Raw genomic sequence first — 13,905 nt, 5'->3', positions numbered from 1 at the left:
CCCCGTCGCCCGCGCCCTCCGGGATGCTGGGGCACCGGCCGGCGCTGCGGGCGGGGATCCTGCTGTCGCCGCCGCTGCTGAACGGCGCGGCGGTCGTCCATCTGGTCAAGGACCCGAGGTCCGGGGCATCGTTCGAGATCGGGCCGAAGGAGCACTTCCTGGTCTCGCGGCTGGACGGGTCACGCAGCCTGGCGGAGATCGGCGAGGCGTACGGGGAGGCCTTCGGGCGGCGCCTCGGCGAGGGCAACTGGAAGCAGTTGCTCGGGCTGCTCGGCAGCCGCCGGCTGCTCGCCGGCGGTCCGGACCCCGAGCCGGTGCCCGGACCGGGCCCGCAACGCACCGGAACCCTGCTGAAGGGCACCCTGCGGCTGGTCGCGGACGCCGACGCGACGACGGCCCGGCTGCACGCCTTCCTGCGGCCGGTGCTGCGGCCGGTCGTCCTGGGCCTCCTGCTGTTGGTGTGCCTGATCGTCGAGGGCGTCCTCGCGGCGTCCGCCGGCCGCCTCCTCGGTGACCTGTGGTGGCTGCTGGCCCGCCCGGTGCCGCTCGTGGCGGTGGCCACCCTGCTGTGGCTCAGTACGGCCGTGCACGAGTTCGCACACGGGGTCGCCGCCCGCCACGTCGGGGGGACGGTCGGGGAGATCGGGCTGCGCTGGCGGCTGCCCGTCGCGATCATGTACTGCACCGTGGACAACTACCGTTACCTGCGGCGCCGTCGGGACCAGCTGGCCGTGGCCGGGGCGGGCGCCTTCGCCAACCTCCTGTTCCTGCTGCCCTTCTTCGCCTGGTGGACGGCCCTGCCGCCGGGTGACGCGACCGGCCGGGTGCTGGGCGCTCTCCTGCTGCTAGGCAGCGCGCAGGCCCTGGTCAACCTGGTTCCGTTGCCGCCGCTCGACGGCTACACGATCCTCGGGCACGCCCTGCGCGTGACCCGGCTGGCCCCCGCGAGTTCGGTCTACCTCCGGCTGCGGCTGCGCGACCGGGCGGCGGCGGCCTCGTACCCGGCGCGGGCCCGCCGGCTCTACCTCGGCTACGGGATCGGCTCGGCCGTGCTCGTCCTGCTCCTCGCCGGGACGGTGGTGACCGCCGTGCTCCTCGCCATCGGCCGCGCGGGCCCCTGACCCCGCGGGCCGTCCACCGCCCCGCTCCCGTACCCGCTTCCGTCCGCCTCCCGTCCTCCTCCCCCGTCCTCGTCCCCCGTCACCGACCGCTCCACCGTCCCGACCTCCCGCCCGACACACGTCCCGACACCGAGGGAACCGCACCGCCCATGACGACTCACCACACCCCACCGCCCGAATCCCCCGCCGTCTCCGTCCACGAGGTCCGCAAGCGCTACGGCGACCGCCAGGCCGTGGACGGAATCTCCCTCGACGTGCACCGCGGCGAGTTCTTCGGCCTGCTCGGACCCAACGGTGCGGGCAAGACCACCCTCATCGAGATCATCGAGGGCCTGCGCCAGGCCGACTCGGGCACGGTCCAGGTGCTCGGCCACAGCCCCTGGCCCCGCGACACGGCGCTGCTGCCGCGCATCGGCGTCCAGACGCAGGCCTCGGCGTTCTTCGTCCGACAGTCGGCGCGCGAGCACCTGGCCACCGTCGCCGGGCTCTACCGCAAGGACGCCGCCGCCGCCGACCGCACCCTGGAAACGGTCGGACTGACCGAGCAGCGCGACGTGATGGTCGAGAACCTCTCGGGCGGGCAGCGCCAGCGGCTCGCCATCGCCTCGGCCCTCGTCCACGACCCCGAGCTGATCTTCCTCGACGAACCGACGGCGGCTCTCGACCCGCAGGCCCGTCGCGACCTGTGGGAGGTGCTGCGCGCCCTCAAGGGCGAGGGCCGCACCATCGTCTACACCACCCACCACCTCGACGAGGCCGAGGCCCTGTGCGACCGGGTGGCCATCCTGGTCGCCGGTCGCGTCGCCGCCCTCGACTCGCCCCACCAGTTGGTCAGTGCCGCGGGCGCGCCGGCCCGGCTGCTCGTTCCCGCCGGCCGGATCGCACCGGACGAGGCCGCCGCGCTGCCCGGCGTGGACCGCGTCACCGAACAGGGCGGTTCCATGGTGCTGGAGACCTCCGCACCCGGCCGCGTCCTCCAGGCCGTCGACGCCCTGACCGGGCTCGACGGGGTGATGACCCGGACGGCGACCCTGGAGGACGTCTACCTGGAACTCACCGGCCACACCACGGGCCCCACCACCGCACACACCACGGAGCACCGGGCATGAGCGCATACACGGCACTGACCGCCGCCGGCTACCGGGCCCAGGTCCGGGACAAGGCGACCCTCTTCTTCACCTTCGCCTTCCCCCTCCTCTTCCTCGTCGTCTTCGGCCTGATCTTCAGCGGGCAGGACGTGGAGGAGAGCGGCCGCCCGTACATCTCGTACATCGCGCCCGGCGTGATGTCGTGGGGCGTCGCCAACGCCGCCGTCTTCGGGATCGCCTTCACGCTGATGCAGTGGCGGCGCGACGACCTGCTGCGCCTGATCCGGCTCACACCCACGCCGCTGACGACCGTCCTGGCCTCGCGGTACGTCCTGGCCCTGGTGGTCGGCGTCGTGCAGGCCATGGTGTTCGTGGCCGTGGCGATGCTGCCCGGCTTCGGGCTGGTGCTGGACGGCCGTTGGCCGCTGGTGCTGCCCGCGCTGGTCCTGGGGATCACGGCGTTCATGGCCATCGGGGTGATCGTCGGAACGTACGCCAACACGCCCGAGGCCGTCGCCGCGATCGCCAACTGCATGATGGTGCCGATGGCGTTCCTCTCCGGGTCCTTCCTGCCCCTCGACATGATGCCGTCCTGGCTGCAGGGCGTCTCCCGGGTGCTGCCGCTGCGCTACCTCAACGACGCCGCCACCGGGGCCCTCACCGGCTCGGGCTCGATGTCCGCCATCGGCATCGGCTGCGCCGCGCTGCTCGGCTTCGCCCTGTTGTTCGGGGGCATCGGGCTGAAGACGTTCCGTTGGAGCAACTCGTCATGACGGCGACCGAGTCGAGGCCCGTCCGGGCCGAAGCGCCCGATGGCGCCCCCATGGAGACGGCCCGACGCCAACTGGAAGGGGCCCTGGCGGGCACCGGCCCGGGGGCGCCGCGTGTGGTCACCCTCGGCGTGCACGACGCCCTCGGGCCCCGCGCCTGCGACCCCTTCGCGGCGGTGCGGCCGGGCGCCACCGTCCACCTGACCGCCCGGGCCGTGCTGATCGGCCCGTGGGGCGGCGACGGCTCGGCTCCCGCCTGCGGGCAGTGCCTGGCCATGCGCTGGCAGCGGCTGCGCAGCCGCAGCGAACGGGACGCGCTGGAGACGGGCAGCGGTCCGGTCACCGCCGTCGCCGCGGACTGGCCCCGTCTCTCCCCGTACGCGCTGGACGCCACGGCGGCGCTGCACGCCGCCGTCCACGGGCCCGGCTCCCCCGTCCTCGCCCCCGGCCCGTCGGCCGCCGACCGGGCGCTGCCCCAGGTGTCCCGGCTGGACCTGGAAACCCTCCAGGTGCGGACATACCCGCTCGCAGCCGACCCGCTCTGCCCCGACTGCGGGCCGGGCGGCGCAGACGGCCCCGCTCCCTTCACGCCCGCGTCCCGGCCCAAGCCCGCCCCCGGCGCGCAGCGGCTGCGGAAGGCCTCCTCGTACCCGATGCCGCGGACGGCGCTGGCCAATCCGGTGACCGGGGTGCTCGGCGGGGGGACCTGGATCAACGTCACCTCGCCGACGACCGCGCCGGTCGCCGGGAGCGTCTTCATGCGCGGCTACGCCGGGCTGACGGACGTCACCTGGAGCGGGCAGGCCAACAGCTTCGCGGCCAGCCGTGACCTGGCCTTCCTCGAAGGACTGGAGCGGTACGCGGGCACCCACCGCCGCACCGGCGCCTCGGTGCTCACCGCTTCGTACGCGGAGCTGGGCGAGCGGGCGCTGGATCCGGCGGAGTGCGGCTTCTACTCCCGGGAGACCTACCGCGACGATCCGCTGGTCTCGCCGTTCGACCCGGATCGGCCGATCCCCTGGGTGTACGGGCACTCCCTGCGCGACGACCGCCCGGTGCTGGTGCCGGCCCGGCTGGCGTACTACAGCGCCGGGCTCGCGTCGGACAACTTCGTCTTCGAGTGTTCCAACGGCTGCGCCATCGGCAGCTGTCTGGAGGAGGCCCTGCTCGGCGCCCTGCTGGAACTGATCGAGCGGGACGCCTTCCTGCTCGCCTGGTACGGCGGACAGCGCCTGACGGAGATCGACCTGTCCTCGGTTCCGGGGCCGGCGGTGCGGATGATGGTGGACCGGGCGGCCCTTCAGGGATACGACGTCCACGCCTTCGACAACCGCATCGACCTGGCCGTCCCCGTGGTGACCGGCCTGGCCGTGCGGCGCGACGGCGGCCCGGGTCTGTACTCGTTCGGCGCGGGCGCGGCGCTGGATCCGGCGACGGCGGTGGAGGCGGCCCTCTCGGAGGTGTTGACCTACATCCCGCACCTGCCGGGCCAGGTCGCCGAACGACAGGGCGAGTTGGAGGCGATGAGCCGGGACTTCGGGCTGGTGAAGCACCTCAAGGACCACGCCCAGTTGTACGGACTGCCGGAGATGGCCCCACACGTGCGGACGTACCTGGAACCGACGGGCTTCGCGCCGATGGCGGACCTCTACCGGGAGTGGGAGTCGCGGCTCCGGCCCGCGGGCGGGGACCTGCGGGACGATCTGTTGTTGTGCGTGAAGCAGTTGACCGTTGCGGGGCACGACGTGATCGTGGTCGACCAGACGACGCCGGAGCAGCGCGCGATGGGGCTGCGGACGGTCTGCGCGGTCGTGCCGGGGTTGTTGCCGATCGACTTCGGCTGGTCGCGCCAACGGGCGCCGTTCATGCCGCGGCTGCGGACGGCCGCCCGGCGGGCGGGCCTGCGGGACTCCGATCTGACCCGGGAGGGGATCCGCCTGGTGCCGCACCCGTTCCCCTGACCGGGCACGAAACCGAATGCCCCGGACCCCCACCTGCGCGGGGTCCGGGGCATCGGTGTGGCGCTGGGGTCAGGCGCTGCAGGAGGTGGTGCTGGTGGTGGAGGAGCACGTCGAGGTGGAGCTGCAGCTCGTGGAACCGGCGAGCACGACCTCGCTGGCGTCCGAGTAGTCCGAGATCTCGAAGGTCTCCGACTCCAGCTCCAGGATCTCGTCGGCGAGCGAGGCCAGAGGCGACTTCTGCATGGGGACTCCTTGGGTTGGCGGTCACCGGGCGGTGCCCGTTGCCTTGGTGCTTCGGCGTGCCTCAAGCAAAGCCGGTCCGACCGTCACATCACCTGTCCCGTTCCTGTCACACCGCTGACATGAAGTGTCAGCACCCTGACGTCCGCGACCGGAACGGGTGTCCGAGGATGACCGTATGACCGTCACCTCCGCGTACGCCGGACTGCCCGCGCTCCTCAGGCCGCTGACGGCCTTCTACCTGGACCTGCACCGGCATCCCGAGCTGTCGGGCGAGGAGGCCCGCACGGCCGACCGGTTCGCCGGCCGGTTGGAGTCGGACGGGTACGAGACCGTCCGCGGGATCGGCGGCCACGGCGTGGCGGGGGTGCTGCGCCGGGGCGCGGGCCCGACGGTGATGCTGCGTGCGGAACTGGACGCGCTGCCCGTACGGGAGACGACCGGGCTGCCGTACGCGAGCGAGGGCGAGGTGGCGCACGCCTGCGGGCACGACCTGCACCTGGCCGCCGCCGCCGGGACGGCCTCGCTGCTGGCCGGGCCGGACGCCCCGCACTGGGAGGGCACCCTGATCGTGGTGGGCCAGCCCGCCGAGGAAACCCTGGAGGGTGCGCGGGCCATGCTCGCGGACGGGCTGTACGAGCGCGTCGGCCGCCCCGACACCGTCCTCGCGCAGCACGCGGCGCCGCTGCCGGCGGGCATGGTCGCGCACGGGTACGGGCCGATGACGGCCGGCAGCGTCACCTTCCGGGTCGTCGTCCACGGACGCGGCGGGCACGCGGGGGCGCCGCACCTGACGGTGGATCCGGTGGTGACGGCCGCGCACCTGGTGACGCGGCTCCAGACGGTGGTGGCGCGCGAGGCGGCCCCGTCCGAGCAGGTGGCCGTCACCGTGGGGTCGTTCCGGGCGGGTGAGCGGGCGAACATCGTGCCCGACCGGGCCGAACTGGGCATCACGGTACGGGCCGCCGGGGAGGCGGCCCTCGCACGGGCGGCCACGGCCGTGGAGCGGATCGTCCGCGCCGAGTGCGCCGCCTCGGACTGCCCCCGGGAGCCGGAGATCGTCCGTGAGCGCTCCTCGCCCGTCACCCACCCCGATCCGGCGACGACGGCGGCGGTCCGGGACGCCCACACGGCGCGGTTCGGGGCGCAGCGGGTGGCGATGTGGCCGCCGTCGCTCGCGACGGAGGACTTCGGGCTGTTCGGCGACGCCGGGCTGGAGGTGCACGGGGTCCGGGGCGTGCGGCTCGCCTACTGGATGCTCGGCTCGATCGGTCCGGCGGCCTGGGCCGCGGCGCCCGGGGAGGGCGCGGCGGGCAAGCTGGCGGCGCTGCCCGCCAACCACGCCCCGGACTTCGCCCCCGACGTCCGTACGGCGCTCCCGGCGGGGGTCACGGCGCTCACGGAGGCCGCACTGACCTGTCTGTCCCGGCGGGCTCGGGCCGGCCGGGACTGATCCGGAGGGCCCGGGTCGGCGGCGGGCCCGGAAGCAGGCCGCGCGAGACCTTCACGCCCGGGGTGTGGCGCCGGGTCAGTCCAGCCCGTACCGGCGTACCGACTCCTCCTGTTGCGCCAGCCGGTGCATGGCCTTGAGGGCGGGGTCGAAGAGCACGGCGGAGGCCACGGCGGCCTCCGCCCGGTCCGCGTCCGACGCACGGGTGTCGATGTGGTCCAGGTCCCTGACGGCCACTTCGTGCATGAGCCGGGCGTACGGGGCCATCCGCTCGGCGTCCCAGGAGTAGCCGAGCCGCAGCAGCGCGGCGACCGCCACGACGAGCGAGCGGTGGTCCGGCGAGAGGTCGGCGAGCTCACGGGCGGTGGACCAACCCAATGTCTCCAGCAGCCGGTCGACCTCGTGGCGAGCGGTGACGACGGACTCGTCCGACTCGTCCGGTTCGGGAACCTGCGGCAGCGCCCACAGGGCCGCGCCCATGCGCATGGTGCGGCCCAGGGACTCGTCGTCGATGTGTCGGAGCACCTCCCGGGCGCCGGCCACCGACACCTGGCCGACCTGGATGAGCGTGCGGACCAGGCGCAGCCGGTCCAGATGGCCCTCGCCGTAGTCGGCCGTGGTGGCGGTGACCCGGTGGCCGGGCTGCAACAGCCCTTCCCGCAGGTAGTACTTGATCGTCGCGGTGGACACCCCACTGCGCTCACTCAATTCGGCCAGCCGCACCCTTGTACCTTTCCTTGGAGAGCGTCACTATCTAACCACCGGCGCGTGGTCGATGTCGCCATCCAACCCTGCCACCTTCCCACCGGACCACCGGAGGTCGCGTGTTCGCCAAGCCGATTCCCGGCCGTACCACCGCCGCCCGCGAGGGCGACGCCGTGGTGCTGCTGATCGGGATGCGCATCAACCACTTCTGGGCGGCGCACCATTGGGTGCCGGTGCTCGCGGCCATGCCCCGGATGCTCCGGGAGCTGAAGCGCGACCGAAGCCGCGGCCTGCTGGGCCACGTCCTGCTGACCGCGTCGCCGCGCACGTACTACGTGGTCCAGTACTGGGAGTCCCGGGAGAAGTTGTACGCCTACGCCGCGGCTCCGGACGCCCTCCACCACCGGGTGTGGGCGGCCGTCAACCGCATGGAGCGCAAGGGCAAGGTGCGCGGGCACGTGGGCATCTGGCACGAGGCGTACATCTCGCCCGAGGGCTCGTACGAATCGATCTACGCCGACATGCCGCCCTTCGGTCTGGGCGCCGCCACGGGGGTGCTCCCCATCGAGCGCCGCGGCCGCCGGGCCGCCGACCGCTTCGCCCACCGCGCCACCACGGCCCCGGACGCCCCGTCCGCGACGGACGGCCCGCACGCCGATCGGTGATGGGTCGGGCGAGGTCGAGGGCGACCGCGTCGGCCCCCGTGCGGGCGGTCGCCCGGGTCGGCCCGGGTTCGGGGGGACGGTCCGCACCGCGGTGCGGACGGGGCCGGACCTGAGTACGGGGTCCTTCGCGGCAACCCGTGAGGCATCGCGAGGACCCGGAGACGTCAGGCGGGACGCTCGGGCAGCGGACGGGCCGTGACCCGGCGCGGCGGCGCCTGCTGGCCGCCCGACGCCAGCATCCGGACCTCGCCCCGGTCGCTGATCTCGGCGCGCACGATGCCGGTCGCGTCCGTGTAGACGGGATGACCGCCGGGACCCTTCGCCTGGGTGCGGTCCACGACCACGATGTCCTCGCCCGTCCCGTCGTGATCGGGAAACACCAGTTCGTACCGTTCCGCGCTCATCCACTCACTCCCGTCGCCGCCGGCCCTCCCATGCTGGCGGGCACCACCTGGCCGCGCACGGTGTGATGGGCCACGCGGGCGCCGCCGAAGGGGACGCCGGGGCCGGGAAGTGGTTCGAGGCGTTGGACGGGACGGGCCGCCGCCAGCTGATCCTGCCGCTGCTCCAGGCCCTGACAGCGAAGGCCGGGCGGGCCCCTCCCGGCCGGATCCTGCGCTCCCTGACGGAGGGCGCGGGGTCCCGGGGACCTCGCGCCCTCCCTCGGAACGTCACGCCCGGTCGGGTCCCGGTGGGGTCAGGCCGCGGAGCTTGTCGGGGTTCATCTGGAGGCGGAGGTTGCGGATCCTGCCGTCCTCCAGGTCGAAGGTGACCGCGCCCATGGGGGCGCCACCGGTGAGGGCGAGGAGGCCCAGTTCGCCGTTGACCGGGGTCGGGACGATGGTGATGGGCGTCTGGGTGGGCTTCGCCAGCACACCCAGCAGCCAGCGCGCCACCCGGTCGGGACCGTGCAGCGGACGGAGCGCGGCACGGACCTTGCCGCCGCCGTCGGACCACGCGGTGATGTCGGGGGCGAGCATTTCCATGACCTCGTTCAGGTCGCCGCCGGCGCAGGCGCTCAGGAAGCGCTCCGTGATCCGTGCGCGCTCCGCCGTGTCCGTGTCGTAGCGGGGACGGCCGGCCCGGACGTGCTTGCGGGCGCGGTGGGAGATCTGTCGGACCGTCGGCTCGGGGCGCTCCAACACCTCGGCGATCTCACCGTGGGAGTAGCCGAACACCTCGCGCAGGACGAACACCGCGCGCTCCACGGGCGCGAGGGTCTCCAGGACGACCAGCATCGCCGTCGACACGCTCTCGGCGAGTTCCTGTCCCTGCGTGGCGTCCGGCTCCGTCAGCAGGGGCTCGGGGAGCCAGGGGCCGACGTACTCCTCCCGGACGGCCCGGGCGGAGGTCAGCCGGTTCAGGGACAGGTTCGTCACGGTGCGCACCAGGTACGCCTTGGGGTGACGGACGTCCGAGCGGTCGGCCTTGTTCCACGTCAACCACGCGTCCTGGACGATGTCCTCGGCGTCGGCGACGCTGCCCAGCATCCGGTAGGCGGTGGCGAACAGGAGCCTGCGGTTCTCGGCGAAGTCGTCCTGGCCGGTTGGGGTTTCGATCACCGGGCGATTGTGCCCGCACGGTCCCCCACCGGCAACAACGACCCCCCTCCGCGCCCGGGCGCGGTCAGGCCCGCAGTCGTACCAGCGCCGCCCGGCCCGCGGTGCGCACGAGGGCGGTGAGGGGGCCGTCGGCCAGGAGCGCGTCGTACGGGCCGAGTCGGGAGGGCGGGCCGCCCCGCACGTCCGTACGGTCCACGGTCGCCGGGCCGTCGAGGGCGACGACGAGGACGCTCTCCCCGGCTACGGCGGTGAGCGCGAACTCGCCGCGCACGACGGTGGTCCGGGCTTCGGCGCGGTCCCGCCGGTACATCACGTTGAAGTTCACCACGGGGCCGTCGAGGAGCCGGCCGTGGGTCGGGCGGTCGCCGGGGAAGTCCCGTGGTGTCCAACGCTCGTCCACGAGGTGGCGTTCGCCGTCGACGGTGAGGTCCATGCCCGCGCCTTCGGCGAGGGTGAGCGTCCGGTCGACGCCGGGGAAGACGGAGAAGGGTCCGTCGGCGTCCACCTCGGCGAGGCTGACGCGCCAGGCGAAGTCGCCCGTCCCGGATGGAGCGGGCCGTGCGGCGATCTCGCGGGTGATTCCCCCGCCGTTCTTCCAGGGCTCGGCCGTACGGTCGGCGGCGCGCAGGATCCTGAGGCCGGCGGGGGTGCTCACGAGGGGGTTCCTTCTTTCGGGCGGGGCGCGTTCAGCGCAGGATGCCGGCCTGCCGGGCGGCGCGGAGCCACGACGGGAACTCGGACAGCAGCCGGTCGTACAGTTCCGGGTCGGAGACCTTGTCGATGTCGTCGACGGCGAAGAATCCGACGTTGTCGACGCGGCGGCCGGCCATGGTGTCGAAGCGTTCCAGCACGCCGAATCCGGCCCGTCCGAGGCCGACGAACTGCCAGAACACGGGTTCCTCGACGGCCGCGCGCAGTTCGCGTTCGATCTCGTCGTTGCGGTACACGCCACCGTCGGAGAAGAACAGCACCAGCGTCGGAACGGACGGCGACTGGGTACGGACGAAGGCCCGGACCTCGGCGATCACCTTCTGTTCCTCGTTCTGGAAGCCGACCGCGCGCATGTCGACCTGGCCGGGCTGGAGTCCCTTCGGCGGCTTCTTGCGACCGAAGAGGCTCATCTGGCCCACGCGTACGTGCAGGCGCAGCCAGTCCGGCAGGTCGCCGATCGCGAGGTCGGGCAACCGGGCCGGGTTCGTCGCGAAGGTCCACGCCTGCATCTCGCCGTCGTCGTCGAGTTGGGCCGCGACGGCCGCCATCCGTTCCACGACGTTCGCCACGGTGCCCCGCGAGTAGAGGGCGCTCATCGACCCGGACGCGTCGAGGACGAGGATCACCCGGGCGGTCACCCCGGTGGCACCCGCCTTGCTCAGGCTGACGGCGACCTGCTCCTTGCGGAGCGAGAGCCGCTTGCGCATGTCGACGGGCAGCCACTCCTCGCCCTTGACCAGCCGTACGGCGGCCTCGGTGGGCGGTCCACCGGGCAGGGTGGGCGGTCCGGCGGGTGAGGCCGGCGCGGCGGGCGCGTACGGGGACCGGGCCGGGGCGGGCGCGGGCCGGTGGACGGGGGCGGGTGCGGGGGCGGGGGCGACCGCGGCGGGCGGTTCATCGTCGACAGTGATCCCGAAATCGGTGGCGAGGCCCGCGAGGCCGCTCGCGTAGCCCTGGCCGACCGCCCGGAACTTCCACGCACCGGCCCGGCGGTAGAGCTCGCCGCTGACGAACGCGGTCTCGGGCCCGGCGGTCATGTCGAAGCGGGCCAGTTCGGCTCCGGAGGCCGCGTCGAGCAGCCTCAGGTGCAGCCCGGGCACCTGACCGAACACGCCGCCGTCGGCGGAGGCGCACAGGGCGACGCGCTCGATGTCGCCCTCCAGGGCGGTCAGGTCCACCTCCAGGGCGTCCGCGCCGGGTTGCTTGCCGAGGTGGCGGACGGATCCCGAGGAGTGTCTCGGCTGGTTGTAGAAGACGAAGTCGCCGTCGGAACGGACGCGCCCGCCGCTGGTCAACAGCAGCGCCGACGCGTCGACGTCCGGTACGCCCGGTCCGGCGGACCAGCCGAGGACGGCGCGGACGGAGGGTGCCGCGACGGGCAGGTTGGCGCCTTTGCTCAGTGTCGTCACGACGGACAGTCTGCCCGCAGGGTGCCGCTCCAGGTAGCGGTAGGGACTCAGGAGGCCCGTCGGGTGGTGTGCGGGAGCGAGATCCGGGCCGGCCGCTCGCGGGCCTCGCCCGCGCCGGGCGGGGCGTCGGTGTCGAGGAGCTGGACCTCCAGCGGTGAACTCCCGGTGGGCCCGCCGACCGTGGCGCGCAGCCGGAACCGCTCGGTGCGCACCGCGTCCCGGTCGAGGGGCGAGCCGCCCTCGTGGAGGTGGAAAGGGCGCAGGTCGTTGGCGATGCGCAGTTCCGCGGGGTTCCAGCGCCCCGTCGTCGGGTCCCGGTGTTCGAGCAGGACGGATCGGGTCGGGCCGGGACGGTCGCCGGGCGACGGGCCGAAGGCCTCCATCTGGAAGGTGAGCAACAGGTGGGCGTACGACCGGGTGTTGCCGTTGCGCAGGGTCAGTGTGAACTCCTGGGCCGGGCCGCCCCGTACGAGCCGGATCCGGCCGCCCGGCGTGTCGACGGACATGGTCAGGCGGGTGGCGGGGACCGGCGGCGGGACGGGCGGGCTCGTCGTCACGGGATCGCCGCCCGGTGGACGCGACGCCGGCGACGCGACGACCGGAACGGTCGCGGAGGCGGAGGCGGTGGGGCCGGTGGGGACGTCCGCCGAGGTGGCGGGGGACGGTGGTGCGGTCGGCGCCGGACCGGTGGTGCCCGCGGGCGGGGCCGGATCGGCGGGGGCCGGTGTCGTCGCCGATTCGGCGCACCCCATGAGCAGCACGGGCAGCAACACGAGCGAGGTCACGAGGAGACGGGGTCCTCCGTGCATGGGCTGCCTCCTGCGGGCTCCGGGTGCGGGAGAACGTAGCAAGGGCGCGGGGTGCCGGCGCGGGTCCGGGCGGTGACGCTTCGGTCACGGTACGGGAACGCGACGAGCCGGGGGCCCGCACCGATGATGCGGGCCCCCGGCCCTCGTCCTGCGCGTCCCGGAGGTCAGGCGGGAACGATGTTCTCCGCCTGCGGGCCCTTCTGGCCCTGCGTGACGTCGAAGTTGACCTTCTGGCCTTCCTGGAGCTCACGGAAGCCCTGGGTGGCGATGTTCGAGTAGTGGGCGAACACGTCGGCGCCGCCGCCGTCCTGCTCGATGAAGCCGAAACCCTTTTCCGCGTTGAACCACTTCACGGTGCCGGATGCCATTTGGATTCTCCTTCGGGGCTGTGCCGGGGGCCGCACCGTGCGGACACCGGAGTCGACGTGATGTTTGACCCGTCCGAAAAGCATCCGGAAATAAAAAGTGCGCCCCCCGGGCAATCCGGAAGGAGCACTTGAAATATTTGGGAACCACACCCGCAACTGGACTGCACCGTAGCACAGAGAGCCCTGGTGAAAACGGAGAGTTACCACGTCCGGAGTACGCCGTCCGGCTCAGGCTCGGAATTCCTCGCTGCGGGTCGGGGAGGCCTCGGCCAAGGCGGTGGCGACGTCATCCGTTCCCGCGCGCAGCCCGTAGACGGGGGTGTTGGGCTGCTGCCGCCAGGAGTCGTCGATCCCGCCGGCGTCGACGGTGTCGAAGCCGAGTTCGTCGATGAGGTTCCGGACGGTCTTCTTGGCGTCGTCGTCGTCCCCGGCGACGGGCAGGGCGATGCGCTCGGGGTCACCGGCGGGGCGGGGCCGCGTGAGGAGGTCCTCGGCATAGGTCCCGTTGAAGGCCTTGATCACCGGGTGGCCGAGGTGTCCCTCGGTCCAGCGGCTCTCGGTCAGCCCCTCGTCCTCGATGGCCGCGATGCGGCCGTCGCGCTGCTTCGGGTAATAGTTGCCGGTGTCGATGACGACGAAGCCCTCGGCGGCCGCGTCGAAGAGGCCGGACGGCAGGTCGGGAACGTTCCTGAGGGGGACGGTGACCACCACGACCTCGGCGTCGCGGGCCGCCTCGGCGACGGTGACCGGCGTGGCGCCGGTCTCCTCGGCCAGGGCGGTCAGGGTCTCGGGGCCCCGGGAGTTCGCGACCGCCACGTCGTGTCCGAGGGTGGTGAGCCTGCGGGTGAGATTGCCGCCGATGTTGCCGGCGCCGATGATGCCGATCTTCATGAGCTCTCCAGTGCGTACCGGTGTCACCATGACGTCCGTTCGAACCGTGCGAGCATCCCGCGCATTCCTTCCGGGGCGGCCTTCCTTTTCCCCGATCGCCCGAACGGGCGAATTTCGGCCATCTCCGGTGCGGCACGAACCGACGGATGCGGACC

At 73.3% G+C, this 13,905-nt stretch carries 15 protein-coding genes; 6 read left to right on the top strand and 9 right to left on the bottom strand.

Annotation, left to right across the window (positions count from 1 at the left end; all coding sequences use genetic code 11):
- The first annotated feature begins 23 nt into the window (after positions 1–23).
- The 4 genes from ACZ58N_RS16715 (at position 24) to ACZ58N_RS16700 (ending at position 4,940) form a co-directional block, all read left to right on the top strand.
- The gene (locus ACZ58N_RS16715) at positions 24–1,121 is read left to right on the top strand and encodes a peptidase M50 (protein WP_471160129.1); all 1,098 of its coding nucleotides are present in this window, start codon (positions 24–26) and stop codon (positions 1,119–1,121) included.
- A 149-nt stretch (positions 1,122–1,270) separates the two neighbouring features.
- Positions 1,271–2,230: an ABC transporter ATP-binding protein gene (locus tag ACZ58N_RS16710; protein ID WP_471159789.1), complete on the top strand. Its 960-nt coding sequence runs from the start codon at positions 1,271–1,273 to the stop codon at positions 2,228–2,230.
- Positions 2,227–2,982, top strand: coding sequence for an ABC transporter permease (locus ACZ58N_RS16705; protein ID WP_471159786.1), 756 nt, complete (start codon positions 2,227–2,229; stop codon positions 2,980–2,982). Before ACZ58N_RS16710 ends, ACZ58N_RS16705 begins: the two co-directional genes overlap by 4 nt.
- Positions 2,979–4,940: a TOMM precursor leader peptide-binding protein gene (locus ACZ58N_RS16700; RefSeq protein WP_471159783.1), complete on the top strand. Its 1,962-nt coding sequence runs from the start codon at positions 2,979–2,981 to the stop codon at positions 4,938–4,940. The genes ACZ58N_RS16705 and ACZ58N_RS16700 overlap by 4 nt, the downstream gene beginning before the upstream one ends.
- A gap of 69 nt (positions 4,941–5,009) precedes the next feature.
- On the opposite strand, the gene ACZ58N_RS16695 is transcribed toward ACZ58N_RS16700, so the two are convergent.
- Positions 5,010–5,183, bottom strand: a complete 174-nt coding sequence (locus ACZ58N_RS16695; protein ID WP_037917023.1) for a thiazolylpeptide-type bacteriocin — start codon at positions 5,181–5,183, stop codon at positions 5,010–5,012.
- Between the two features lie 175 nt (positions 5,184–5,358).
- On the opposite strand from ACZ58N_RS16695, the gene ACZ58N_RS16690 reads away from it, so the two are divergent.
- Positions 5,359–6,633 (top strand): amidohydrolase, encoded by a 1,275-nt coding sequence (locus ACZ58N_RS16690; protein WP_471159778.1) that lies wholly within the window; start codon positions 5,359–5,361, stop codon positions 6,631–6,633.
- A 75-nt stretch (positions 6,634–6,708) separates the two neighbouring features.
- Here ACZ58N_RS16690 and ACZ58N_RS16685 read toward each other — a convergent pair whose 3' ends face one another.
- The gene (locus tag ACZ58N_RS16685; protein WP_471159775.1) at positions 6,709–7,353 is read right to left on the bottom strand and encodes a MerR family transcriptional regulator; all 645 of its coding nucleotides are present in this window, start codon (positions 7,351–7,353) and stop codon (positions 6,709–6,711) included.
- A 101-nt stretch (positions 7,354–7,454) separates the two neighbouring features.
- Between ACZ58N_RS16685 and ACZ58N_RS16680 the strand changes: the two genes are divergently transcribed.
- Positions 7,455–8,000, top strand: coding sequence for a DUF4188 domain-containing protein (locus ACZ58N_RS16680; RefSeq protein ID WP_471159772.1), 546 nt, complete (start codon positions 7,455–7,457; stop codon positions 7,998–8,000).
- Positions 8,001–8,164: 164 nt separating this feature from the next.
- Here ACZ58N_RS16680 and ACZ58N_RS16675 read toward each other — a convergent pair whose 3' ends face one another.
- The 7 genes from ACZ58N_RS16675 to ACZ58N_RS16645 all read right to left on the bottom strand — a co-directional run bounded on the left by ACZ58N_RS16675 (position 8,165) and on the right by ACZ58N_RS16645 (position 13,750).
- Positions 8,165–8,404 carry a DUF6296 family protein gene (locus ACZ58N_RS16675; protein ID WP_471159769.1) on the bottom strand — a complete coding sequence of 80 codons (240 nt, stop codon included), beginning with the start codon at positions 8,402–8,404 and terminating at the stop codon, positions 8,165–8,167.
- Between the two features lie 267 nt (positions 8,405–8,671).
- Positions 8,672–9,562, bottom strand: a complete 891-nt coding sequence (locus ACZ58N_RS16670) for an RNA polymerase sigma-70 factor (RefSeq protein WP_471159766.1) — start codon at positions 9,560–9,562, stop codon at positions 8,672–8,674.
- A gap of 64 nt (positions 9,563–9,626) precedes the next feature.
- The gene (locus tag ACZ58N_RS16665) at positions 9,627–10,217 is read right to left on the bottom strand and encodes a HutD/Ves family protein (protein WP_471159764.1); all 591 of its coding nucleotides are present in this window, start codon (positions 10,215–10,217) and stop codon (positions 9,627–9,629) included.
- Positions 10,218–10,248: 31 nt separating this feature from the next.
- A complete protein-coding gene (locus ACZ58N_RS16660) occupies positions 10,249–11,682 on the bottom strand; it encodes a VWA domain-containing protein (RefSeq protein ID WP_471159761.1) in 1,434 nt (477 codons plus the stop codon).
- A 47-nt stretch (positions 11,683–11,729) separates the two neighbouring features.
- Complete coding sequence (locus tag ACZ58N_RS16655) at positions 11,730–12,491, bottom strand: hypothetical protein (protein ID WP_471159758.1); 762 nt, start codon at positions 12,489–12,491, stop codon at positions 11,730–11,732.
- 164 nt (positions 12,492–12,655) lie between these two features.
- Positions 12,656–12,859 (bottom strand): cold-shock protein, encoded by a 204-nt coding sequence (locus tag ACZ58N_RS16650; protein WP_030228921.1) that lies wholly within the window; start codon positions 12,857–12,859, stop codon positions 12,656–12,658.
- A 228-nt stretch (positions 12,860–13,087) separates the two neighbouring features.
- Positions 13,088–13,750 (bottom strand): NADPH-dependent F420 reductase, encoded by a 663-nt coding sequence (locus ACZ58N_RS16645; protein WP_471159755.1) that lies wholly within the window; start codon positions 13,748–13,750, stop codon positions 13,088–13,090.
- Positions 13,751–13,905: the final 155 nt, after the last annotated feature.

The organism is Streptomyces sp. NPDC040432 (assembly GCF_055595445.1).
The sequence above is the reverse complement of the archived record's forward strand: the minus strand, read 5'-3'. Positions and strand labels throughout refer to the sequence as shown.

Coding starts and splice junctions, on each gene's coding strand:
- ACZ58N_RS16715 (WP_471160129.1), top strand. CDS start 24: ATGCTGGGGCACCGGCCGGCGCTGCGGGCGGGGATCCTGCTGTCGCCG.
- ACZ58N_RS16710 (WP_471159789.1), top strand. CDS start 1,271: ATGACGACTCACCACACCCCACCGCCCGAATCCCCCGCCGTCTCCGTC.
- ACZ58N_RS16705 (WP_471159786.1), top strand. CDS start 2,227: ATGAGCGCATACACGGCACTGACCGCCGCCGGCTACCGGGCCCAGGTC.
- ACZ58N_RS16700 (WP_471159783.1), top strand. CDS start 2,979: ATGACGGCGACCGAGTCGAGGCCCGTCCGGGCCGAAGCGCCCGATGGC.
- ACZ58N_RS16695 (WP_037917023.1), bottom strand. CDS start 5,183: ATGCAGAAGTCGCCTCTGGCCTCGCTCGCCGACGAGATCCTGGAGCTG.
- ACZ58N_RS16690 (WP_471159778.1), top strand. CDS start 5,359: ATGACCGTCACCTCCGCGTACGCCGGACTGCCCGCGCTCCTCAGGCCG.
- ACZ58N_RS16675 (WP_471159769.1), bottom strand. CDS start 8,404: ATGAGCGCGGAACGGTACGAACTGGTGTTTCCCGATCACGACGGGACG.
- ACZ58N_RS16655 (WP_471159758.1), bottom strand. CDS start 12,491: ATGCACGGAGGACCCCGTCTCCTCGTGACCTCGCTCGTGTTGCTGCCC.
- ACZ58N_RS16650 (WP_030228921.1), bottom strand. CDS start 12,859: ATGGCATCCGGCACCGTGAAGTGGTTCAACGCGGAAAAGGGTTTCGGC.
- ACZ58N_RS16645 (WP_471159755.1), bottom strand. CDS start 13,750: ATGAAGATCGGCATCATCGGCGCCGGCAACATCGGCGGCAATCTCACC.